This is a genomic window from Hydrogenophaga sp. (assembly GCF_025699295.1).
GTDB lineage: Bacteria > Pseudomonadota > Gammaproteobacteria > Burkholderiales > Burkholderiaceae_C > Hydrogenophaga.
In genome coordinates, this window is record NZ_JAILWB010000001.1 from 25,186 (window position 1) to 47,629 (window position 22,444).

A 22,444-nucleotide genomic window follows, 5' to 3' on the forward strand; every position below is an offset into this window, starting at 1 on the left:
CGCCTCACGCCAGCTGCCGCAGCTCCCGCAGCGCCACCGACACGGGCGCGAGATCAGGTGCCTGGTCCGCAATGCTTTCGTGCATGGCGTTGATGCGTTCGATCGCCCTGGCGTGGCGCTCCTGCCATGCGGCCAGCGACTGCTGGCTGCTCAGCAGGGACAGGACGAGTTGCCCGGCGATCGAGTAGACGTCGTCGCGCGCGCTGGCGCGCGCCTGGGTCTGCCACAGCGAGTCGGTCGGCAGCTTGCCGATGCGCTGGCGCCAGCGGTCCAGGCCCAGCGTGCTCTCGACCGCGAAGTAGGTGCGCGCGGCCTGCTCCAGCGAGCTGCCCGCCTGGGTCGCGACGTCCACCAGATCGAGCACCGGATACAGGTGGTCGAGCACGGTCAGGTCGTCGGCGAGCTGGGCGTCCACGCCGGCCTGCACCAGACGATCGCTGGCGGCCTTCCACTGCTCGCGCGCGCCCGCCGGAAGCCACTGTTCGACGTGCTGGCGCAGCGTCTGTGCCGCCGGGCGGTACTTGGCGATCAGGGTGGGCAGGTCGCCCTGGCCGCGGTGGCGCAGCATCCAGCGGCTGGCGCGCTGGGTGATGGCGGCGAGCTGCGTGAGCAGGCTCAGTTGCAGTTCGCTGGTGACCTTGAGGTCCAGCGCGTCGATGCGGTCCCAGATCGGTTCGAGCGCGAACACCTCGCGCGCCAGCGTGTAGGCGCTGACCACGTCGGCAGCGGTGCAGGAGGCCTCGTTGGCGAGGAAGTTGACGAAGGTCGCGCCCATGCGGTTGACCACCGCATTGGTCATGTAGGTGGCGATGATCTCGCGCTTGAGCGGGTGCCGCGCGATGAACTCGCCATGGCGCTCGCCCAGGACGGCGGGGAAATACATCGTGAGCACGCGGGCATAGAACGGGTCGTCGGGCAGGCTGCTGGCGCAGAGCTCGTCGAACAGGTTCATCTTGGCATAGGCCATCAGCACGGCGTTCTCCGGGCGGGTCAGGCCCCTGCCCTCGCGCTTGCGTCGGGCCAGTTCGTCGTCGGCAGGCAGGAACTCGATGGCGCGCTTGAGCAGGCCGATCTGCTCGAGCCAGCGCATGAGGTTCTGCTGGCCGTCGAGCAGGTAGACCGGACGCGCGGCCGCGAGTTCGATCTGCTGGGTCTGGTAGTAGTTGTCCTGCAGCACGAGCTGGCCGACCTCGTCCGTCATGCTCGCGAGCAGCTCGTTGCGGCTGTCCTGCGTGAGCGCGCCGGCCTCCTGCACCGCACCGAGCAGGATCTTGATATTGACCTCGTGGTCGGAGCAGTCCACGCCGGCGGAGTTGTCGATCGCATCGGTGTAGATCAGCCCGCCCGCGTGCGCAAACTCGATGCGGCCATTCTGCGTGCAGCCGAGGTTGCCGCCTTCGCCGAACACCTTGCAGCGCAGTTCGTTGCCGTTGACGCGGAAGGCGTCGCCGGCCTTGTCGCCCACCTGCGTGTGGCTCTCGAAACTGGCCTTGACGTAGGTACCGATGCCGCCGTTGTAGAGCAGGTCAACCGGGGCCTTGAGGATGGCGTTGAGCAAATCGTTGGGCGCCATCTCGGTGGCGTCGGTGCCGATCACGGCGCGCGCCTGCGCGCTCAGCGCGATCGACTTGGCGCTGCGCGGGAACACGCCACCACCCTGGCTGATCAGGCGCTTGTCATAGTCGGCCCAGCTGGAGCGCGGCAATTTGAAGAGGCGCTCGCGCTCGGCGTGGCTCGTGGCCACGTCCGGATCGGGGTCGATGAAGATGTGCCGGTGGTCAAAGGCCAGCACCAGCTTGATCTGCGTGGACAGCAGCATGCCGTTGCCAAACACGTCGCCCGACATGTCGCCGATACCGGCCACGGTAAAGGGTTGGGTCTGCGTGTCCACGCCCAGACCGCGGAAATGGCGCTTGACCGATTCCCAGGCGCCGCGCGCGGTGATGCCCATCTTCTTGTGGTCGTAGCCAACCGAGCCACCGGAGGCGAAGGCGTCGCCGAGCCAGAAACCGTATTCCGCGCTCACGCCGTTGGCAATGTCGCTGAAGGTGGCCGTACCCTTGTCGGCCGCCACCACCAGGTAGGGATCGTCCTCGTCGTGGCGCACCACGTCGGGCGGCGGCACGACCACGCCCTTGACCAGGTTGTCGGTGACGTCAAGCAGGCCCGAGAGGAAGGTTTTGTAGCAGGCCACGCCTTCGGCCAGCCAGGCTTCGCGCTCGCTCGCGGGCGGGGCCTTCTTGAGCACGAAGCCGCCCTTGGACCCAACCGGCACGATCACCGTGTTCTTGACCATCTGCGCCTTGACCAGGCCGAGGATCTCGGTGCGGAAGTCCTCGCGCCGGTCCGACCAGCGCAGACCGCCACGCGCGACCTTGCCGCCGCGCAGGTGCACGCCCTCGACGCGGGGCGAGTACACCCAGATCTCGAACAGCGGCCTGGGTTCGGGCACGTTGGGGATGTCGCGCGGGCTGAGCTTGAAACTCATGCAGGACTTGCCGCGCTGGTAGACGTTGGTGCGCAGTGTCGCGTTGATGGTGCTGAGAAACTGGCGCAGCACACGGTCCTCTTCCAGGCTGGCCACGTCGGCCAGCAGGGATTCGAGCGTGTGCACACTGGCTTCGGTGCGCTCGTCGCGGCGTTCGCCCTGCGCCGGATCGAAGCGGATCGCGAACAGCTGTGCCAGTCCCTGCGCAATGGCGGGATTGTTGTTGAGCGTGTCTTCGATGTAGCTCTGGCTGAAGGCGAATCCCAGCTGCTTGAAGTAGCGCACGTAGGCGCGCAGCACGGCAATGCCGCGCGCATCCAGCTCGGTGGTGAGCACCAGGCGGTTGAGTGCATCGCTCTCGACCTCCTGGCGCCAGACCGCCTGGAACAGCTGCTCGAAACGCTCCCGCAGGCGTGCGACGTCGATCGGCTGGGTGAACTGCAGGCCCCAGTCGTGGATCCAGAGGTCCTTCTCGGCCAGGTGGTAGGGATGCTCGTCGATCACCCGCGCACCCATGGATTCCAGCACCGGCAAGGCGTCGGAGAGCACGATCTTGTGCGTGGCGTAGGTCTTGAAGCGCAACTGTCCGCCGCGGCTGTAGAGCTTGAGCGCCAGCGGCTGGGCAGGCCCGAGGCCGTTGAGGATCGCCGCGTCTTCGGCCGCCGTTTCGGCGTCGAAGTCTTCGCGGTAGGCGGTCGGGAACGCGGCCACCAGCGCCTGCAGACCGCTGGCGCCGCGTCCGCTGCGCGCCAGCAGCACGGCGTTCACGCCATCGATCCAGCGCTTGCAGGCCTGGGCCACGCGGGCTTCGAGCTGGGCCACGTCCACCTGGGTGGGCAGCAGGTCCCTGGCGCGCACGATGTAGTGGATGCGCGCAAGCGCACTGTCGGTGAGCATGGGGGTGAACTCCACCGAGGCGGCGTCGAAGGCTTCCGTGAACAGCGCGCCGAGCTTGACGCGCAGCTCGGTGGTGTACACATCGCGCGGCACGTACACCAGCAACGAGGCAAGCCGGCCGAACACGCCCCGGCGCACGAACAGGCGCACGCGCTGGCGTTCCTGCAGGCGCAGGATGCCCATGGCGTGCTGCTCCAGCGTGGCTGCGTCGATCTGCAGCATCTCTTCGCGCGGGTAAGTCTCCAGAATGGCCTGCAGGGCCTTGTGCGCATGGCTGCCATGCACCACGCCAGCGTTGGCCATGACGCGCGCGACGTTCTGCCGCACGACCGGAATCTGCTCCACCGAAGCCGCGTAGGCAGCCGAGGTGTACAGGCCGAGAAAGCGGCTCTCCCCCACCGGCTGGCCGGCGGCGTCCAGGCGCTTGACGCTGATGGCATCGAGCCATGCCGGGCGGTGCACGGTGGAACGGCTCATGGCCTTGGTCGAGAGCACCAGGCCAGGGTCCGACTCGAAACGTTCGATGGGCGTGGCCGGCAGAGGCTGTGCACCCTTCGCCTTGAGCAGGCCCAGTGCGCTGCCGGGCACCGGCACCAGGGCACCACCCTGGAGCTCGAAGTCCTCGGCGGCCAGGAATGTGAAATGCCCCTGCTCCAGCCAGCTCAGGAAGGCTTTGGCTTCATCCGCCACGGCGGCGTCCAGCGCAGTGAACCCGGCATTGAGTACCTGCACGCGCGAGAGCATGGGACGCCAGTCCTGTACCGCCAGGCGCACGTCCTGCAGGGTGTCCAGGATCGTCTGGATCAGGGCAATGCCTTCGGGGTCGGCCACCAGCCGGTCGCACTCGACCAGGATGCACGAGACCACCTGACCTGCACTGCCACCCTGAGGCGCCGCCGCGGCGATCTCGCTGACCTGCCCGTCGGCGTCGCGCACGACGCGCAACAGGGGGTGCACGATCCAGTGCACGGTGCGTCCACTGCGGTTGACCGCCATGCCCACCGAGTCGACCAGGAACGGCATGTCAGGGTGCACGATCTGCAACACGTGTGTGTCGGCCTCACGACCCTGCCCCAGCGCCGACGGTGACAGGCTGCGCACCCGCACTTCGCCCGCAGGCGTGGAGCGCAACAGGGTTTCATGCGCGGTCGCCATCGCCTGCAGCAGGGCCGGATCGCGGTTGCGCATTTCCTCGGGGTCGGCGGCGGCGAAGTAGAGGTCCTGAAAGCTCGGGTTCATGGTCGGTGTCCCGTTGTTGCGGTGTTGGGAGGGAGAGATGCGCGCGATTCTAGGATCGCTCCCGGCACGCGCAGGGCCCCAGAAAAGGATTGCATGGACCCATGCCATGCCATCATGCGCAGAACGCATGATGCCCCCATGACACGGCCTCGGCCAAGAAAAAACCCCGCAAGGCGGGGTTTTGCGGGAGAGCAGGTCTGGCCCTACTGCAGCGTTTCCTTGATCGCCGGCAGCATGGCCAGGGGCAACACGTCGATGCCCTCTTCCAGCAACTCCAGCGCCTCCTGGGGGCTGGCCTGGCCGCGGATGTGGCGGTGCGCGACCTCGCCATGGTGCATGGCACGGGCTTCGTCCGCGAAGCGTTCCCCCACGTCCTCGGACTGCGCCACCACCTCGCGCAGCGCGCGCAGCACGCGCGCCTGCAGGGCCGCCAGCTCCGGGTGGGCAGGCGCCTGGTTGCTCACGACGGCCAAGGCCGTGCCGTCGGCGGGTGCTGCGCCGCCGTCCCGCGCGCGCGCACCCCGCAGATTGAGACGGGGAGCCGAGAGCTTCTTCTCGATGCGCGCATCGCCACACAGCGGACACGTCACCATCCCACGTTCCAGCTGGCTCGTGTAATCGTCTTCGGAGCCGAACCAGCCTTCAAACGGGTGCTGGTGCGCGCATTGCAGGTTGAGGACCTTCATGGAACGGATTGTCCGGCATCCGTCGCGACATTGCCGGGCCTCCATTCCAGAACCCATTCGCCGCGCAGCACATTCTGCAGCCACATCGATCCGATGAGGGTCTTGCAGTCGATCACCTCGCCGCTGAAACACCAGGCCTGCAGCTCGGCCGGGGTGGCGGCGAACACGTCCAGGAACTCGCCCTTGTCGAGCTGGCGCTCGCCGTGTGTGAGCCCGCGCGCGAACCAGATGTCGATGACTTCGTCGGAGTACGCGATGGTGGGGGCGAGCCGCCCGGCAAAGGCCCACTCGCGCGCGGTGTAGCCGGTTTCTTCCAGCAGCTCGCGCTGCGCGCAGGCCAGGCTGCCCTCGCCGGCATCGAACTTGCCGGCGGGAAATTCGGTCATGACCGCCTGCATGGGGTGGCGGAACTGACGCTCCAGGACCACCCGGCCATCGTCGAGCAGGCCGATCACCATCACGGCGCCGGGATGCAGCACGAACTCGCGCGTCGCCTCGCCGCCGTCGGGCAGGCGCACGGTGTCGCGCACCACGTGCAGGAAATGACCCCGCAGCAACTCGGCACGCGCCAACGGGGTCTCCCGCAGGTGGCTTTCGTTGTCGTTCATCCGCGTCGCCGGTACAGGTAGCGATAGACGAAGCCGGGAAATGCCAGTGTGATGAAAAGGGCGCCGGTAGTGGCGTAGAACTCCCATCCCTGAGGCGCGATCTGCCCTGCACGCTGTTCCAGCGCCATGCCCAATCCGCCGACCAGCAGGTACAGCAGTACCAGCTCGGCCGCGCGCATCCACAAGGTCTTGTGGGGCGCGCGCCGGGGCAGCACCGCCAGCCAGCGCTCGTTCACGAAGGGCAGGTTGGCGGCAATGAAGGCGGTGATCAGCACCAGCCAGACGGAGAAGGTGTGTGTCATGGAACGGTGTGTGAGCCGATGACCGCCGGCAAGTTCACCGGTGTTGGCGGACAGGACCTCAGGCGAACAGCTGCGCCACGGCCTGCGCACACAGCGTCATCAGGCCGCCGGGCACAATGCCCAGCACCAGCACCAGGGCACCGTTGAGCGAGAGCACGGAACGCGCGTCGATGCCGGCCTCGATCGCGGCGGTCTGCGTGGGGGCGTCGAAGTACATGATCTTGACCACGCGCAGGTAGTAGAAAGCGCCGACCAGCGACATGACCACCGCGAACACGGCCAGGCCCACATAAAACGCGCCGCTGGAGGCCAGCAGTGCCTGCAGCACCGACAGCTTGGCGTAGAAACCCACCAGCGGAGGCACACCGGCCAGCGAGAACATGCAGATGGCCATGACGCCGGCGTACAGCGGGCTGCGCTGGTTCAGGCCGGCCAGGTCGCTCACGTTTTCCGATTCGAAACCGCTGCGCGACAGCAGCAGGATCACGCCGAAGGTGCCCAGCGTGGTGAGCACGTAGGTGACAACGTAGAACATGGACGAGCCGTAGGCGTTGGCCATGTTGCCGCTGTCCAGTCCATTGCCGCCCTGCACCACGCCGGCCAGCAGGCCCAGCAGCATGAAGCCCATCTGCGCGATGGTCGAGAACGCGAGCATGCGCTTGAGGTTGCTCTGCGCGATGGCGGCGAGGTTGCCCACCAGCAGCGACATGACGGCGAGCACGGCCAGCATCTGCTGCCAGTCCACCGCGAGCGGTTGCAGGCCTTCGACCAGCAGCCGGATCACGATCGCGAACGCAGCCAGCTTGGGTGCGCCACCGATCATGAGCGTGACGGCCGTGGGCGCGCCGTGGTAGACGTCGGGCACCCACATGTGGAACGGCACCACGCCGAGCTTGAAGGCCAGGCCGGCGACCACGAACACCAGGCCCAGCGTGAGCACCTGGGCCGAACCCTTGAGCGTGGCGCCGCCGCCGGCGATGGCCTTGAGCACCTCGGCCACGTCGAGCGAACCGGTGGCGCCATAGACCATGGACAGACCGTAGAGCAGGAAGCCGCTGGCCAGCGCACCCAGCACGAAGTACTTCATGGCCGCCTCGGTGGCCTGCACGTCGTCGCGGCGCAGCGCCACCAGCGCGTAGCTGGAGAGCGTGAGCAGTTCCAGGCCGAGATAGATCACCAGGAAGTTGTGACCCGAGATCATGACGAACATGCCGAGCAGCGCGAACATGGCCAGCGTGAACAGCTCACCGCCGCGCAGCATGTCACGCTGCGCCGAGTAGGCACGGCCATAGACCAGCGTGACCATCACGGCGATGGTGGCAAAGCACTTGAGCCAGTTGCCCATGGGGTCGCTGACGATCATGCCGCCGAAGCCGTCGATGGTGTTGCCCGAAGCCGCCGCAGTGCCCTGCAGCAGCGCGACCACGGCCAGCGTGAGCAGGGTCAGGCCGTAGGTGGCACCCCGCAGCGGCGTCTTCACCGCCAGATCGACCAGCGCGATCACGCAGGCCATGGTCAGCAGAAGAATTTCCGGGTAAGCCGCGACCCAGCTGAGCTTGTCAATCATGTGAGCGTTCTCTTGTATGGCGTGCCCGGGAGGCTCAGTTCAGTTTGGAGATGGCGACGTGGCGCAGCAGTTCGGCCACGGACGCGTCCATCACGTCGGTGAAGGGCTTGGGGTAGACGCCCATGTACAGCACGGCGATCGCCAGCACACCCAGCACCAGGAACTCGCGCTTGTTGATATCGGTCAGCGCCTTGACGTTGTCGTTGCCCACGCTGCCGAGGTAGACACGCTTGTACATCCAGAGCGAGTACGCGGCGCCGAAGATCAGGGCCGTGGCGGCCAGCAGACCGATCCAGAAGTTGGCCTTTACCGCCGCGATGATCACCATCCATTCACCGACAAAACCGGCCGTGCCCGGCAGGCCGCAGTTGGCCATGGTGAACAGCAGCGCGAAAGCGGCGAAGTTGGGCATGGTGTTGACCACGCCACCGTAGTCGGCGATCTCGCGCGAATGCACGCGGTCGTACAGCACGCCGATGCCCAGGAACATCGCGGCCGAGACGAAGCCGTGCGCGATCATCTGCACGATGGCGCCGGAGACGCCGAGGTCGCTGAAGACGAAGAAGCCCAGGGTGACGAAGCCCATGTGCGCGACAGACGAATAGGCCACGAGCTTTTTCATGTCCTGCTGCACCATGGCGACCAGGCCGACGTAGATCACGGCGATGAGCGAGAGCGCGATCATCAGCCAGGCCCATTCGTGCGAGGCATCCGGCAGGATGGGCAACGAGAAGCGCAGGAAGCCATAGGCACCCAGCTTGAGCATGATGGCCGCCAGCACGGCAGAGCCACCGGTGGGGGCTTCGACGTGCACATCGGGCAACCAGGTGTGCACCGGCCACATCGGCACCTTCACCGCGAAGGCTGCGAAGAAGGCGAAGAACAGCAGGGTCTGCGCAGTGCCGCCCAGCGGCAGCTGGTACCAGTCGGCCAGCGCGAAGCTGCCACCGGAGACGGTGTACAGGTAGATCAGGGCCACCAGCATGAGCAGCGAGCCCAGCAGCGTGTACAGGAAGAACTTGAAGGCCGCATAGATCTTGTTCGGGCCGCCCCAGATACCGATGATCAGGTACATCGGGATCAGCGTGGCTTCGAAGAAGACGTAGAACAGCATCGCGTCCTGCGCGCTGAAGACGCCGATCATCAGCCCCGAGAGGATGAGGAACGCCCCCATGTACTGGTTGACGCGGGAAGTGATCGACTCCCAGCTGGCCACGATCACCACCACGTTGATGAAGGCGGTCAGCAGCACCAGCCACAGCGAGATGCCGTCCACGCCCAGGTGGTAGTGCACGTTGAAGTGCTCGATCCAGACGCTCTTCTCGACGAACTGCATCGCGGCGGTGCCGATCTCGAAGCCGCTGTAGAGAGGCACCGTCACGATCAGGCCGGCGATGGCGCCCACCAGCGCGATCCAGCGCACCACGTGGGCCTGGTCGTCGCGGCCCAGGGCCAGCAGCACGACGCCAAAGAGGATCGGCGTCCAGATTGCAAGGCTCAGCAAACCCATCTTTTTATCCCTCTTCTTATTTGGCGAGCCAGACGAAATACGTCATGAACAGCAGCACGCCCACGATCATGAGCAACGCGTAGTGGTAGAGGTAGCCGGTCTGCGCGCGGCGCACCACGGCGGACACCGCGCCCACGATCTTCCAGCTGGCGTTGACCACGCCGCCTTCGATCACGCCACGGTCACCGCCCTTCCACAGGCCGACACCCAAGCCACGCGCGGCCCTGGCGAGCACGTTCTCGTTGAACCAGTCCATGTAGTACTTGTTTTCCAGCACCACCACGATCGGGCGCAGCGCGCGGCCGATGGCGGCCGGCAATGCCGGGTTGATCAGGTACATGTACCAGGCACACACCGCGCCGGCCAGTGCGAGGTACAGCGGCGGCGTGGAGAAGCCATGCAGGGCCATGGCCAGCGGGCCGTGGAAGATCTCGGCGAACTTCGCCATCGCGGGATGGGCCACGGTGTCGATGGTGATCGCATCCTTCAGGAACTCACCGAACAGCATGGGCTGGATCGTCATGTAGCCGATCACCACCGAAGGAATCGCCAGCAGCAGCAGGGGCACTGTGACCACCCAGGGCGATTCGTGGGGCTTGCCGTCGCCATGCCCGTGGTCGCCACCATGGTGGTCATCGTGGTGACCGTGGTGTGCGTCCGGGTTCTGGTCGTAGCGCTCCTGGCCGTGGAACACCAGGAAGTACAGCCGGAACGAGTAGAACGAGGTGACGAACACGCCGGCCAGCACCGCGAAGTACGCGAAACCCGAAGCCGGCAAGTTGCTGAAGTGCACCGCCTCGATGATGCTGTCCTTGGAATAGAAGCCGGCGAACAGCGGCGTGCCGATCAGCGCCAGTGTGCCCAGCAGCGAGGTGATCCAGGTGATGGGCATGTACTTGCGCACGCCGCCCATCCAGCGGATGTCCTGGTTGTGGTGCAGGCCCATGATGACCGAGCCGGCCGCGAGGAACAGCAGCGCCTTGAAGAAGGCGTGGGTCATGAGGTGGAACACGGCCACCGAGTAGGCCGAGGCGCCCAGCGCCACCGTCATGTAGCCCAGCTGCGACAGCGTGGAATAGGCCACAACGCGCTTGATGTCGTTCTGGATGATGCCCAGGAAGCCCATGAACAGCGCAGTGATGGCGCCTATCACCAGGATGAAGTTCAGCGCCGTGTCCGACAGTTCGAACAGCGGGGACATGCGCGCGACCATGAAGATGCCTGCCGTCACCATGGTGGCGGCGTGGATCAGGGCCGAAATGGGTGTGGGGCCTTCCATGGAGTCCGGCAGCCAGACGTGCAGCGGGAACTGCGCGCTCTTGCCCATGGCGCCAATGAACAGGCAGATGCAGATCACCGTGATCAGCAACCAGTCGGTTCCCGGAAAGCCCAACTGGCCGAGTTCGGGTGCCTTGGCGAACACCTCGGCGTAGTTCATGGTGCCGGTGTAGGCCACGATGAGGCCGATGCCGAGGATGAAACCGAAGTCGCCCACGCGGTTGACCAGGAAAGCCTTCATGTTGGCAAAGATCGCCGTGGGCTTGTTGAACCAGAAGCCGATCAGCAGATAGGACACCAGGCCCACCGCCTCCCAGCCGAAGAACAGCTGCAGGAGGTTGTTGCTCATGACCAGCATGAGCATGGAAAAGGTGAACAGGGAGATGTAGGCGAAGAAGCGGTTGTAGCCCTCGTCCTCCTCCATATAGCCGATGGTGTAGAGGTGCACCATCAGCGAGACGAAGGTGACCACCACCATCATCATGGCCGTCAGACCGTCGACCAGGAAGCCGATCTCCATCTTCAGGCCGCCCACCACCATCCAGGTGTAGATCGTCTCGTTGAAACGCGCGCCGTCGATCGCCACGCTCTTGAGCGTCGAGGCTGACAGGATGAACGCGATCAGCACGCCCAGAATGGTGAGCGTGTGCGAGGCGCGGCGCCCGATGATGTTGCCGCCGAAAGTGGTGCCCAGGATGCCGGCGAGCGCCGCGCCCACCAGCGGGGCCAGCGGGACGGCGAGCAGGGTGCTTGCAGAGAGGGTGGTGCTCATGGGGTTCTTGCCTGAGTTCTCGTGTGGGGTGGCCCTGGCCTCATCAACCCTTGAGGGTGTTGAGCTCTTCGACGCTGATCGACGACTTGTTGCGGAACAGCAGCACCAGAATGGCCAGACCGATCGCCGATTCGGCGGCGGCCACGGTCAGGATGAAAAACACAAAGACCTGGCCGTGCATGTCACCCAGGAAATGCGAGAAGGCCACGAAGTTCATGTTCACGGCCAGCAGCATCAGCTCGATGGCCATGAGCAGCACGATGAGGTTCTTGCGGTTGAGGAAGATGCCCACGACCGAGATCGCGAACAGGATCGCGCCCACGGCGAGAAAATGGCCCAGGGTGACAGTCATGGCTTGTTGCTCTCCTCGGTACTGGCCGCATCGCCGGCGGAAACGGCTTTCTGCGTGGCGGCCATCGGCACCACCACCAGCCGGTCGCTGGCGCGCACGTGCACCTGCAGGCTGGGGTTGATGGCCTTGCTGTCCTTGCGCTGGCGCAGCGTGAGCGCGATGGCGGCGATCATCGCCACCAGCAGGATCACGGCAGCCACCTCGATCGGGTACAGGTACTCGGTGTAGAGCAGCACACCAAGTTCACGGGTGTTGGAATAGCCGGCCGCATTGACACCCGCGCCCGCCGCTTCGGGGCTGGACGTGATGGATGGGAAGCCGGCCCAGAGCACCGCAATGAGTTCGGCTGCCACGAACACGCCCAGCAGGGCGGCCAGCGGGAAGTGCCTCCAGAAGCCCTGGCGCACCGCGTCCATGTTGATGTCGAGCATCATCACCACGAACAGGAACAGCACCATTACCGCACCAAGGTACACCAGCACCAGCGTGATGCCGAGGAACTCGGCCTTGAGCAGCAGCCACAGCGCGGCGGCCTGTGAGAACGCCAGCATGAGGTACAGCACCGCATGCACCGGGTTGCGCGCGGTGATCACGCGGTAGCCGGCAAACAGCAGCACCGCGGCGAACAGGTAGAAAAAGCCGGTCTGGTAGTCCATGTCTTGGTTCGGCGTTGAGCGTTCTGCGTTGAGCGTTTCGGTTCGGGAAGGTGAGTGACGCTGAACGCACAACGCTCAGCGCCCGACCTCCATCAGCGGTAAGGGGCGTCGGAGGCCCGGGCGGCGGCGATCTCGGATTCGTAGCGATCACCCACGGCCAGCAGCATCTCCTTGGTGAAGTACAGGTCGCCGCGCTTCTCGCCGTGGTACTCGAAAATGTGTGTCTCGACGATGGAGTCGACCGGGCAGCTCTCTTCGCAGAAGCCACAGAAGATGCACTTGGTCAGGTCGATGTCGTAGCGCGTGGTGCGCCGCGAACCATCGTCGCGCACGTCGGACTCGATGGTGATCGCCAGCGCCGGACACACCGCTTCGCAGAGCTTGCAGGCAATGCAACGCTCTTCGCCGTTTTCGTAGCGGCGCAGCGCGTGCAGGCCACGGAAGCGCGGCGACAGCGGCGTTTTCTCCTCCGGGAACTGCACCGTGATCTTGCGCTTGAACGCATAGCGGCCGGTCAGGGCCATGCCCTTGAACAGCTCCACCAGAAGGAAACTGTTGAAGAAATCGCGAAAGGAGAAAGGGGCAACGGCGGTGGTGGTGGACATGATGGTCATTCGCCCGGTCTTATTTCCAGATGTTCCACGGCGTCTGCATCAGTGCACCCACGAGCAGCAACCAGATCAGCGTGACGGGAATGAAGATCTTCCAGCCCAGACGCATGATCTGGTCGTAACGGAAGCGCGGGAAGGTGGCGCGGATCCAGATGAACATGGACACCACGACGAAGGTCTTGACGCCCAGCCAGATCCAGCCCGGCACCCAGTTGAACAAGGCGCTGTCGATCGGTGGCAGCCAGCCGCCCAGGAACAGCAGCACCGCGAGCACGGACACCAGCCACATGCTGGCGTACTCCGCGAGGAAGAAGATGGCGAAGCCCATGCCGGAGTACTCGACCATATGGCCTGCCACGATCTCGGCCTCGCCCTCGACCACGTCGAACGGGTGGCGGTTGGTCTCGGCCACGCCGGAGATCAGGTAGACAAAGAAGATCGGCAACAGCGGCAGCCAGTTCCACGACAGGAAGTTCAGGCCCATGCCCGCACCGATGCCGCGCGCCTGCGAGGCAACGATCTCGCCCAGATGCAGGCTGCCCGCGGTCATCACGACGACCAGGAAGCAGAAGCCGATGGCAATCTCGTAGCTCACCATCTGCGCCGAGGCGCGCAGCGCGCCCAGGAAGGCGTACTTCGAGTTGGACGCCCAGCCCGCGATGATCACGCCATAGACCTCGATCGAGGTGATGGCCAGCACCACCAGAAGACCGGCGTTCACGTTGGCGATCACGGCTTCGGGGCCGAACGGAATGGCCACCCACGCGGCCAGCGCCGGCATGATGGCCATGATGGGGCCCAGGCGGAACAGGCCGTTGCTTGCCGCGCTCGGGCGGATCAGCTCCTTGGTCAGCAGTTTGAGCGCATCGGCGATCGGCTGCAGCAGACCGAGCGGCCCGACCCGATTGGGTCCGTGGCGCACCTGGATCCATCCCAGCAGCTTGCGCTCCCACAGCGTGAGGTAGGCCACGGCACCCATCAGGGGTGCGAGCACGGCAACGATCTTGATCAGGTTCCAGATGACGGGCCACGCGGCAGTGGTCCACCACGGGGCGGCGATCAGGCCCAGACCGCCGTTGTACATCGCATCGATCACGCAGCGGCTCCTTCCACGGCTTGAGCGGTCCGCGCGTCGGCGGTCAGTTGCAGGGCGGTCGAGCGGCGCACCAGGCCGTCGAGCTGGTAGATGGACGCCACGCACGGTGGCGCGGCAGCCGGACTGGTGTCGACGGTCGCGCTGCCGTCATTGGACAGGCGCGCGCCGTCCACCAGATCGCCCGAACTCACACCGGGCAGGGTCGCCGCCAGCACGGCTTGCGACGAATCGGCGTCGAAGCCGGGCAACTCCAGCAAGTTGCCCAGCACACGCAGCACCTTCCAGCCCGGGCGCGTGTCACCCAGCGGCCGCACGACGGCGTGGAAGCCCTGCAGGCGGCCTTCAGCGTTGACGAAGGAGCCCGATGTTTCGGTGAACGGTGCAATGGGCAGCAGCACATCGCTCACGTCGAGGTTGGTCTTGAACGGGCTGAGCGTGACGACCATGCCACCCGACGCCAGGGCGCCGGTACCTGCGGCAGCGTCAAACGCCGGCTCGGTGTTGAGAAGGATCGTGGCCTTGAGTGCGCCGCCGAGCATCTGGCCAGCGTTCAGACCGCCCTGCCCCGGTACCGCGTTGACCAGTTGCGCACCCACGGTGTTGGCGGCCTCGCTGAGATAGCCCACGCTGGCACCGGTCTGCTGCGCGATCCAGTTCGCCAGCGCCAGCAGGCTCGACGCCTTGCCATGGTGCGCGGCCGCGTTACCCAGCAGAATGGCCTTGCGCTCGCCGCCCAGCAGCGATTTCGCCACCGCACGTTGCGCATCGTTCACGTCGGCGGCGACCGGTGCAGTGGCACCTGTCTCGGCGGCCACGGCCGCTGCGATGCCGGCCAGCGCGGAAACCCAGATCGAGCTGTCGGCCAGCACCACGTGCTTCAGCGGCATGGCCCAGTCCTGCGCTGCGGCGTTGAGCACGTTGACCTGCGCGCCCTTGCGCTGCGCCTGGCGGATGCGCTGCGCAAACAGCGGGTGGTCCTTGCGCAGGTTGGAGCCCACCACGAGCACGCGCTGCAGCGTGGACAGAGCGGCAATCGGCATGCCCAACCAGCGCGCGGCGCCCGCGGTGGCGGTGTTCGAAAAATCCGCGTGGCGCAGGCGGCTGTCGATGTTCTGGCTGCCCAGACCACGCACCAGGGCACCTGCCAGTGCCAGTTCCTCGACCGTGCTGTGCGGGCTGGCGAGTACGCCGATGGCGCCTGCCCCATGCTCGGCCCTGACCTGCCTGAGGCCATTGGCCACGTATTCGAGCGCGGTCTGCCAGTCGACCGTCTGCCACTCACCACCCTGTTTGAGCATGGGCGCGGTCAAGCGGTCTTCGCTGTTGACGGCCTCGTACGAAAAGCGGTCGCGGTCGGCGATCCAGCATTCGTTGACGGCCTCGTTCTCCAGCGGCACCACTCGCATGACCTTGTGGTTTTTCACCTGCACGATCAGGTTGGCACCGGTCGAGTCGTGCGGACTCACGCTCTTGCGGCGTGAGAGTTCCCAGGTGCGCGCGCTGTAGCGAAAGGGTTTGCTGGTGAGCGCGCCCACAGGGCAGATGTCGATCATGTTGCCCGAGAGTTCGGAATCCACCGTGTCGCCGACGAAGGTCTCGATTTCGGCGTGCTCGCCTCGGTGCGACATGCCCAGCTCCATCACGCCGGCCACTTCCTGGCCAAAGCGCACGCAGCGGGTGCAGTGAATGCAACGGCTCATCTCTTCCATCGAGATCAGCGGGCCCACGTCCTTGTGGAACACCACGCGCTTCTCTTCCTCGTAGCGCGAACCGGAGCCGCCATAGCCGACGGCCAGATCCTGCAACTGGCATTCGCCGCCCTGGTCGCAGATCGGGCAATCCAGCGGGTGGTTGATCAGCAGGAACTCCATCACCGACTGCTGGGCCTTGATCGCCTTGTCGCTCTTGGTGCGCACGATCATGCCTTGCGTGACCGGCGTGGCGCAGGCCGGCATGGGCTTGGGCGCCTTCTCGACGTCGACCAGGCACATGCGGCAGTTGGCCGCGATGGACAGCTTCTTGTGGTAGCAGAAGTGGGGCACATAGGTGCCGGCCTTCTCGGCCGCATGCATGACCATGCTGCCGGCGGGCACTTCCACCTTCTTGCCGTCGAGTTCGATTTCGATCATGGTGTTTCTTGTCGTCAGACGGCCTGGGCCGGCGTGTTCGCGGCGTTGATCTTCGCCTCGAACTCGTGCCGGAAGTGTTTGATCATGGCGCGCACCGGCATGGCCGCCGCATCGCCCAGGGCGCAGATGGTGCGGCCCATGATGTTCTCGGCCACGTTGTCGAGCAATGCCATGTCGGCCGGTTTTCCGAGGCCACGATCAATGCGGTCGACCATGCGCCAGAGCCAGCCCGTGCCTTCGCGGCAGGGCGTGCACTGGCCGCAGGACTCGTGCATGTAGAAGTAGGACAGGCGCTTGAGGGATTCGACCATGCAGCGCGAGTCGTCCATCACGATGACCGCGCCCGAACCCAGCATGGAGCCGGCCTTGGCGATGGAGTCATAGTCCATCGTGCACTCCATCATGATGTGCGCGGGCAGCACCGGCGCGGACGAGCCGCCCGGAATCACGGCCTTGAGGGTACGTCCCTTGCGCACGCCACCAGCGAGTTCGAGCAGCTTGCTGAACGGCGTGCCGAGTGGCACTTCGTAGTTGCCCGGTAACTCCACGTCGCCACTGACCGAATAGATCTTGGTGCCACCGTTGTTCGGCTTGCCGCACTCAAGGTAGGCCTGGCCGCCGTTGCGGATGATCCAGGGCACCGCCGCGAAGGTCTCGGTGTTGTTGATGGTGGTGGGCTTGCCGTACAGACCGAAGCTGGCCGGGAACGGTGGCTTGAAGCGGGGCTGGCCCTTCTTGCCTTCGAGCGATTCGAGCAGCGCGGTTTCTTCGCCACAGATGTAGGCGCCGAAGCCATGGGCGGCGTGCAGCTGGAAGTTGAAGCCACTGCCCATGATGGCGTCGCCCAGGAAGCCAGCGGCACGCGCCTCTTCCAGCGCAACCTCGAAGCGGTCGTAGGCCTCGAAGATCTCGCCGTGGATGTAGTTGTAGCCCACGCTGATGCCCATGGCATAGGCTGCAATGGCCATGCCCTCGATCACGATGTGCGGGTTGTAGAGCAGGATGTCGCGGTCCTTGCAGGTGCCCGGTTCGCCTTCGTCCGAGTTGCACACCAGGTACTTCTGGCCCGGGAACTGGCGTGGCATGAAGCTCCACTTGAGGCCGGTCGGAAAACCCGCGCCGCCGCGGCCGCGCAGCGCCGACTCCTTGAGCGTGGCAATGACCTGGTCCTGCGTCATGCCCACGACCGGCGGGTCGCCCGCAGGTGGCGCGCCGTCCTGGCCGAGCACCTTGCGCAGCGCCTGATAGCCACCCCGGGCCACGTAGTCCTTCAACGACCAGTTGCTGCCATCGAGGCCGGCGTAGATCTGCGGCTCGATGTGGCGGCCATGGAAGCAGGTCTGCACACCGGTGGCGCGAAACTGGGCGAGGATCTGATCGGCGTTCATGCTTGTCCTTCCGACGCACGCAGGCCTTCGATCAGCTGATCGAGCTTGTCGTTGCTCATGAAGCTGCACATGTGGCGGTCGTTCACCAGCATCACTGGTGAATCGGCGCAGGCGCCCAGGCATTCGCTCTGCTGCAGCGTGAACAGGCCATCGGCCGTGGTCTCGCCCATGTGGATTCCCAGCTTCTGCTCCAGGTGGTGCAGGGCCTTGCTGCCGTCGCGCAGCTGGCACGGCAGGTTGGTGCAGACGTTGAGCTTGAACTTGCCCAGCGGCTGCTGGTTGTACATGTTGTAGAAGGTCGTGACCTCGTGCACCGCGATTGGCTCCATGCGCAGATAGGCCGCGAGTGCGGCCTCGGCGGCCGTGCTCACGTGGCCCTGCTCCTGCTGGATGATGGCCAGGCAGGCCATCACGGCCGACTGGCGCTGCTCGTCGGGATATTTCGCGACCTCGCGGTCGAAGCGCTGGATCGTCGCGTCCGAAAAGGACACGGGCGTGGCGGCGGTGCTCATCGGTCGATTTCTCCGAAAACGATGTCCATGGTGCCGATGATGGCCACCGCGTCGGCCAGCATGTGGCCACGGGCCATCTCGTCCATGGTCGCAAGGTGCGCGAAACCGGGCGCACGGATCTTCAGGCGGTAGGGTTTGTTGGCACCATCGCTCACGAGGTAGATGCCGAACTCGCCCTTGGGATGCTCCACCGCCGCATAGGCCTCACCCTCGGGCACATGAAAACCTTCGGTGAAGAGCTTGAAGTGATGGATCAGCTCCTCCATGTTGGCCTTCATGGACTCGCGCGAGGGCGCCGCCACCTTGTGGTTGTCGGTGATCACCGGGCCGGGGTTGGCGCGCAGCCACTTCACGCATTGCTCGATGATGCGGTTGGACTGCTTCATCTCCTCCATGCGTACGAGATACCGGTCGTAGCAGTCGCCGGTCTTGCCCACGGGGATGTCGAAGTCCATCTGACCGTAAACGTCATAGGGTTGCTTCTTGCGCAGGTCCCACGCAATGCCGGAGCCACGCAGCATCGGGCCGGTCATGCCCAGATTGAGTGCGCGCTCGGGCGTGACCACACCGATACCGACGGTGCGTTGTTTCCAGATACGGTTGTCGGTCAGCAGCGTGTGGTACTCGGCCAGGTAGGTCGGGAAACGTTTCGTGAAGTCGTCGATGAAATCGAGCAGCGAACCCTGGCGGTTGGTGTTCATCTGCTCCATCGCGCGCGCATTGCGGATCTTGCTGTGCTTGTACTGCGGCATGGTGTCCGGCAGATCACGGTAGACACCGCCAGGACGGAAATAGGCAGCGTGCATGCGCGCACCCGAGACCGCTTCGTACATGTCGAACAGGTCTTCGCGCTCGCGGAACGCGTAGATCAGGATGGTGGAGCTGCCACAGTCGTTGCCGTGCGAACCGAGCCACATCAGGTGATTGAGCAGGCGGGTGATTTCGCTGAACATCACGCGGATGTACTGCGCGCGAATCGGCACCTCGATGCCCAGCAACTTCTCGATCGCCAGGCAATAGGCGTGCTCGTTGCTCATCATGGACACGTAATCGAGACGGTCCATGTAGGGCAACGACTGGATGTAGGTCTTGTGCTCAGCCAGCTTCTCGGTGGCGCGGTGCAGCAAGCCGATGTGCGGATCGGCGCGCTGCACGACCTCACCGTCGAGTTCCAGCACGAGGCGCAGCACGCCGTGCGCGGCCGGATGCTGCGGGCCGAAGTTCAGTGTGTAGTTCTTGATCTCTGCCATGTCGGTTCGCCCTGCCGCTTCAGTGCAGGCCGCCGTAGTTGTCTTCGCGGATGATGCGCGGCGTGATCTCGCGCGGCTCGATGGTCACCGGCTCGTAGATGACGCGCTGTCGCTCGGCGTCATAGCGCATCTCCACATGGCCCGACAACGGGAAGTCCTTGCGGAACGGGTGGCCGATGAAGCCGTAGTCGGTCAGGATGCGGCGCAGGTCGTCATGGCCCTCGAACACGATGCCGTACAGGTCGAACGCTTCGCGCTCGTACCAGTTGGCCGAGGCCCACAGCGACGTGACGGAGGGCAACACAGGGAAGTCATCCTCGGGACAGAACACACGCACGCGCACGCGGTGGTTGTGCGTGACCGACAGCAGATGCACCACGGCGGCGAAGCGCTGTCCTTCCCAGCGCCCCTCGCCATAGGTCTGGTAGTCCATGCCACAGAGATCGACGAGCTGCTCGAAGCACGCCTGCGGCGCATCGCGCAAGGTCCGCATGACGGTCAGGTAGTCGGCGGCGCGCACGACAAGAGTGAGCTCCCCGCGCACCACATCGATGGCCTGGGCCTGGGCACCCAGCAAGGCAGCCAGGGTGTTCTTCAACACCTCTGGCTCGACAGCGTGCGAGGTCGTGGCGGAATCGGTCATGGTCATTCTTTCGGGGCCAAAGGCAAGCGGCGGATCCGGGAAACGGCCCGCTCAGGCGCGGGCGATGGTCTGGGTGCGGCGGATCTTCTGCTGCAGCTGGATGATCCCGTACAGCAGGGCCTCGGCCGTGGGCGGACAACCCGGCACGTACACGTCCACCGGCACGATGCGGTCACAGCCACGCACGACCGAGTAGCTGTAGTGGTAGTAGCCACCACCATTGGCGCATGAGCCCATGGAAAGCACCCAGCGCGGCTCTGCCATCTGGTCATAGACCTTGCGCAGCGCCGGCGCCATCTTGTTGCACAGGGTACCGGCCACGATCATCAGGTCGGACTGGCGCGGGCTGGCGCGAAACACCTCGGAGCCGAAGCGCCCGATGTCGTAGCGTGCAGCTGCCGCATGCATCATCTCGACCGCGCAGCAGGCCAGACCGAAGGTCATGGGCCACAGCGAGCCGGTCTTGGCCCAATTCACCACCGAGTCGTAGCTCGTGGTGACGAAACCTTCCTTGAATACGCCTTCAATCATGTACCGCTCCGGTGCGTTCGTCGCCTGTGTGTACCGATGTCATTCCCAATCCAGCGCACCCTTCTTCCACTCGTAGGCAAACCCCACGGTGAGGATGACCAGGAAGACCACGCCTGCGAAGAAGCCGGTGGCACCAATGTCTGCAAAGGCCACGGCCCAGGGGATGAGGAATGCGATTTCGAGGTCGAACAAGATGAAGAGGATGGCCACGAGGTAGTAGCGCACATCGAACTTCATGCGCGCGTCTTCGAAAGCTTCGAAGCCGCATTCGTAGGGTGAGTTCTTCTCGGCGTCCGGCAGGTTGGGACCCAGGAGATAGCCCAGCACCTGCGGAATGATCCCGACGGCAACACCCACCAAGATGAACAGAAGTACGGGGAGGTATTGTTCGAGACTCATCTTGGTCGATTCCGCTGACACGGCGTGGGACCGTGTTGTTCCAAAGATTGGTGCCGACGGCGAGACTCGAACTCGCACAGCTTTCGCCACTACCCCCTCAAGATAGCGTGTCTACCAATTTCACCACGTCGGCTGGGTCTGCAATGACGGGCTCGCGAGGAATGGTGCGAGCCCTGCTGACAACCCAAGGAGTTTACCCCGAAACCGCCCTGCTTTTTGCAGCGCAGCAGGGGATTTTCATGCGGCGCCGGCCGCCAGGCAGCGCATGCTGCACGCCGCCTCCGGCGGCCCTACTTGGCCGGGATCTGCGCCGCTCCCGTCGCCGGCGCGGTGACGGGAGCGGGAACGTCCGCGGGCGCGGCAGCGGGTGCTGGCGTGTTGCCCGGGATTTGCTGTGCGGCTTCTGCGGGTTGCGTCGCGGGCGCCATGTTGCCTTCGAGCACGCTGCCCGAACTGGGCTCGGTACGCAGATTGCCGAAGTAAGCCAGGCCCAGGGTGCAACCCAGGAACACCGCAGCTAGCACTGCCGTGGTGCGCGAGAGGAAGTTGGCGCCCCCCGATGCGCCGAACAGGCTGGCGGAGCCGGAACCGCCGCCGCCAAAGGCAGCTCCCGCATCGGCACCTTTGCCGTGCTGCATGAGGATCAGGCCGATCATGCCCAGCGCGGAAAGGATCTGCACCGCCAGCAGGATGGTCAACAAAGCATTCATTTCTTTCTCCGGGTATCTGTTGTCGCCGTGTCGCTCAGGACACAACAAGGATTCAAGCAGCCGAGGCCACGATGTGAAGGAAGTCGGCCGCCTTGAGCGACGCGCCGCCGATCAGGCCGCCGTCGATGTCGGCCTGCGCCAGCAGGCTGGCGGCATTCGCCGCGTTCATGCTGCCCCCATAGAGGATGTGCACGCGCTCGGGATGCTGGGTTGCCGCGGCCAGTTGGGCACGCAGCACGGCGTGCACCTGTTGCGCCTGCTCGGGCGATGCGGTCTTGCCGGTGCCGATGGCCCACACGGGCTCGTAGGCCACCACGATTTCGCTGGTGCAATGTGCGACGGCGTGGATCACGGCCGCGAGCTGGCGTTTGACCACGGCCTCGGTCTGGCCGGCTTCGCGCTCGGCCAGGGTTTCACCCACGCAGACGATAGGGGTCACACCGCCGGCAAGAGCGCGCTGCGCCTTGGCGGCCACGACCACGTCGGTCTCGCCATGGTACTGACGCCGCTCCGAATGCCCCACGATGGCATAGCGGCAGCCGAAGTCCTTGAGCATGGCCACCGAGACCTCACCGGTGTAGGCCCCGCTCTCGTGGCTGGAGACGTCCTGTGCGCCCCAGGCGATCGGACTGCCCTGGAGCAATCCGGCCAGTTGTGGCAGATAGGGCGCGGGCACGCACAAGGCCATATCGGATGCGGGTACCTTGCCACCCAATCCGTCGAGCATGGCCTTCACGAGCGCCTCGTTCGCGGCCAGCGAGCCGTTCATCTTCCAGTTGCCTGCGATCAGTTTTCTCATGACGGTTTCTTCTACGAGCTG

At 65.2% G+C, this 22,444-nt stretch carries 20 protein-coding genes and 1 tRNA gene; all 21 read right to left on the reverse strand.

Annotation, left to right across the window (positions count from 1 at the left end; all coding sequences use genetic code 11):
- Positions 1 to 4: 4 nt before the first annotated feature.
- Entirely contained in the window at positions 5 to 4,624 is a 4,620-nt protein-coding gene (locus K5880_RS00130; protein ID WP_297647051.1) for an NAD-glutamate dehydrogenase, read from the reverse strand.
- Positions 4,625 to 4,827: 203 nt separating this feature from the next.
- On the reverse strand, positions 4,828 to 5,310 hold the full coding sequence (locus K5880_RS00135; RefSeq protein WP_297647053.1) for a DUF1178 family protein: 483 nt from the start codon (positions 5,308 to 5,310) through the stop codon (positions 4,828 to 4,830).
- On the reverse strand, positions 5,307 to 5,918 hold the full coding sequence (locus K5880_RS00140) for an NUDIX hydrolase (RefSeq protein ID WP_297647056.1): 612 nt from the start codon (positions 5,916 to 5,918) through the stop codon (positions 5,307 to 5,309). The genes K5880_RS00135 and K5880_RS00140 overlap by 4 nt, the downstream gene beginning before the upstream one ends.
- The gene (locus tag K5880_RS00145) at positions 5,915 to 6,220 is read right to left on the reverse strand and encodes a DUF2818 family protein (RefSeq protein ID WP_297647058.1); all 306 of its coding nucleotides are present in this window, start codon (positions 6,218 to 6,220) and stop codon (positions 5,915 to 5,917) included. Before K5880_RS00145 ends, K5880_RS00140 begins: the two co-directional genes overlap by 4 nt.
- 58 nt (positions 6,221 to 6,278) lie before the next feature.
- A complete protein-coding gene (nuoN, locus tag K5880_RS00150) occupies positions 6,279 to 7,787 on the reverse strand; it encodes an NADH-quinone oxidoreductase subunit NuoN (protein ID WP_297647061.1) in 1,509 nt (502 codons plus the stop codon).
- Positions 7,788 to 7,821: 34 nt separating this feature from the next.
- Complete coding sequence (locus K5880_RS00155) at positions 7,822 to 9,297, reverse strand: NADH-quinone oxidoreductase subunit M (protein ID WP_297647064.1); 1,476 nt, start codon at positions 9,295 to 9,297, stop codon at positions 7,822 to 7,824.
- 16 nt (positions 9,298 to 9,313) lie between these two features.
- The gene (gene nuoL / locus K5880_RS00160; protein ID WP_297647067.1) at positions 9,314 to 11,347 is read right to left on the reverse strand and encodes an NADH-quinone oxidoreductase subunit L; all 2,034 of its coding nucleotides are present in this window, start codon (positions 11,345 to 11,347) and stop codon (positions 9,314 to 9,316) included.
- Between the two features lie 43 nt (positions 11,348 to 11,390).
- Positions 11,391 to 11,699, reverse strand: a complete 309-nt coding sequence (gene nuoK / locus K5880_RS00165) for an NADH-quinone oxidoreductase subunit NuoK (protein WP_204735475.1) — start codon at positions 11,697 to 11,699, stop codon at positions 11,391 to 11,393.
- Positions 11,696 to 12,355 carry an NADH-quinone oxidoreductase subunit J gene (locus tag K5880_RS00170; protein ID WP_297647072.1) on the reverse strand — a complete coding sequence of 220 codons (660 nt, stop codon included), beginning with the start codon at positions 12,353 to 12,355 and terminating at the stop codon, positions 11,696 to 11,698. The genes nuoK and K5880_RS00170 overlap by 4 nt, the downstream gene beginning before the upstream one ends.
- A 92-nt stretch (positions 12,356 to 12,447) precedes the next feature.
- On the reverse strand, positions 12,448 to 12,960 hold the full coding sequence (nuoI, locus tag K5880_RS00175) for an NADH-quinone oxidoreductase subunit NuoI (protein ID WP_297647075.1): 513 nt from the start codon (positions 12,958 to 12,960) through the stop codon (positions 12,448 to 12,450).
- 19 nt (positions 12,961 to 12,979) lie between these two features.
- Positions 12,980 to 14,062, reverse strand: a complete 1,083-nt coding sequence (gene nuoH / locus K5880_RS00180) for an NADH-quinone oxidoreductase subunit NuoH (RefSeq protein WP_297647077.1) — start codon at positions 14,060 to 14,062, stop codon at positions 12,980 to 12,982.
- Positions 14,059 to 16,191 (reverse strand): NADH-quinone oxidoreductase subunit NuoG, encoded by a 2,133-nt coding sequence (nuoG, locus tag K5880_RS00185; RefSeq protein WP_297647080.1) that lies wholly within the window; start codon positions 16,189 to 16,191, stop codon positions 14,059 to 14,061. The genes nuoH and nuoG overlap by 4 nt, the downstream gene beginning before the upstream one ends.
- Positions 16,192 to 16,205: 14 nt before the next feature.
- Positions 16,206 to 17,579, reverse strand: a complete 1,374-nt coding sequence (gene nuoF, locus K5880_RS00190; RefSeq protein WP_297647083.1) for an NADH-quinone oxidoreductase subunit NuoF — start codon at positions 17,577 to 17,579, stop codon at positions 16,206 to 16,208.
- The gene (gene nuoE / locus K5880_RS00195; RefSeq protein WP_297647085.1) at positions 17,576 to 18,091 is read right to left on the reverse strand and encodes an NADH-quinone oxidoreductase subunit NuoE; all 516 of its coding nucleotides are present in this window, start codon (positions 18,089 to 18,091) and stop codon (positions 17,576 to 17,578) included. The genes nuoF and nuoE overlap by 4 nt, the downstream gene beginning before the upstream one ends.
- A complete protein-coding gene (locus K5880_RS00200) occupies positions 18,088 to 19,341 on the reverse strand; it encodes an NADH-quinone oxidoreductase subunit D (RefSeq protein ID WP_297647088.1) in 1,254 nt (417 codons plus the stop codon). The genes nuoE and K5880_RS00200 overlap by 4 nt, the downstream gene beginning before the upstream one ends.
- A gap of 19 nt (positions 19,342 to 19,360) precedes the next feature.
- Complete coding sequence (locus K5880_RS00205) at positions 19,361 to 19,984, reverse strand: NADH-quinone oxidoreductase subunit C (RefSeq protein WP_297647091.1); 624 nt, start codon at positions 19,982 to 19,984, stop codon at positions 19,361 to 19,363.
- Between the two features lie 51 nt (positions 19,985 to 20,035).
- Positions 20,036 to 20,515, reverse strand: coding sequence for an NADH-quinone oxidoreductase subunit B family protein (locus tag K5880_RS00210; protein WP_056273769.1), 480 nt, complete (start codon positions 20,513 to 20,515; stop codon positions 20,036 to 20,038).
- A gap of 39 nt (positions 20,516 to 20,554) precedes the next feature.
- On the reverse strand, positions 20,555 to 20,914 hold the full coding sequence (locus K5880_RS00215; protein WP_297647094.1) for an NADH-quinone oxidoreductase subunit A: 360 nt from the start codon (positions 20,912 to 20,914) through the stop codon (positions 20,555 to 20,557).
- 48 nt (positions 20,915 to 20,962) lie between these two features.
- A tRNA-Leu gene (locus K5880_RS00220) sits at positions 20,963 to 21,047 on the reverse strand.
- Positions 21,048 to 21,204: 157 nt separating this feature from the next.
- Positions 21,205 to 21,624, reverse strand: a complete 420-nt coding sequence (gene secG / locus K5880_RS00225; RefSeq protein ID WP_297647097.1) for a preprotein translocase subunit SecG — start codon at positions 21,622 to 21,624, stop codon at positions 21,205 to 21,207.
- A 52-nt stretch (positions 21,625 to 21,676) separates the two neighbouring features.
- A complete protein-coding gene (tpiA, locus tag K5880_RS00230; RefSeq protein WP_297647100.1) occupies positions 21,677 to 22,423 on the reverse strand; it encodes a triose-phosphate isomerase in 747 nt (248 codons plus the stop codon).
- Positions 22,424 to 22,444 lie beyond the last annotated feature (21 nt).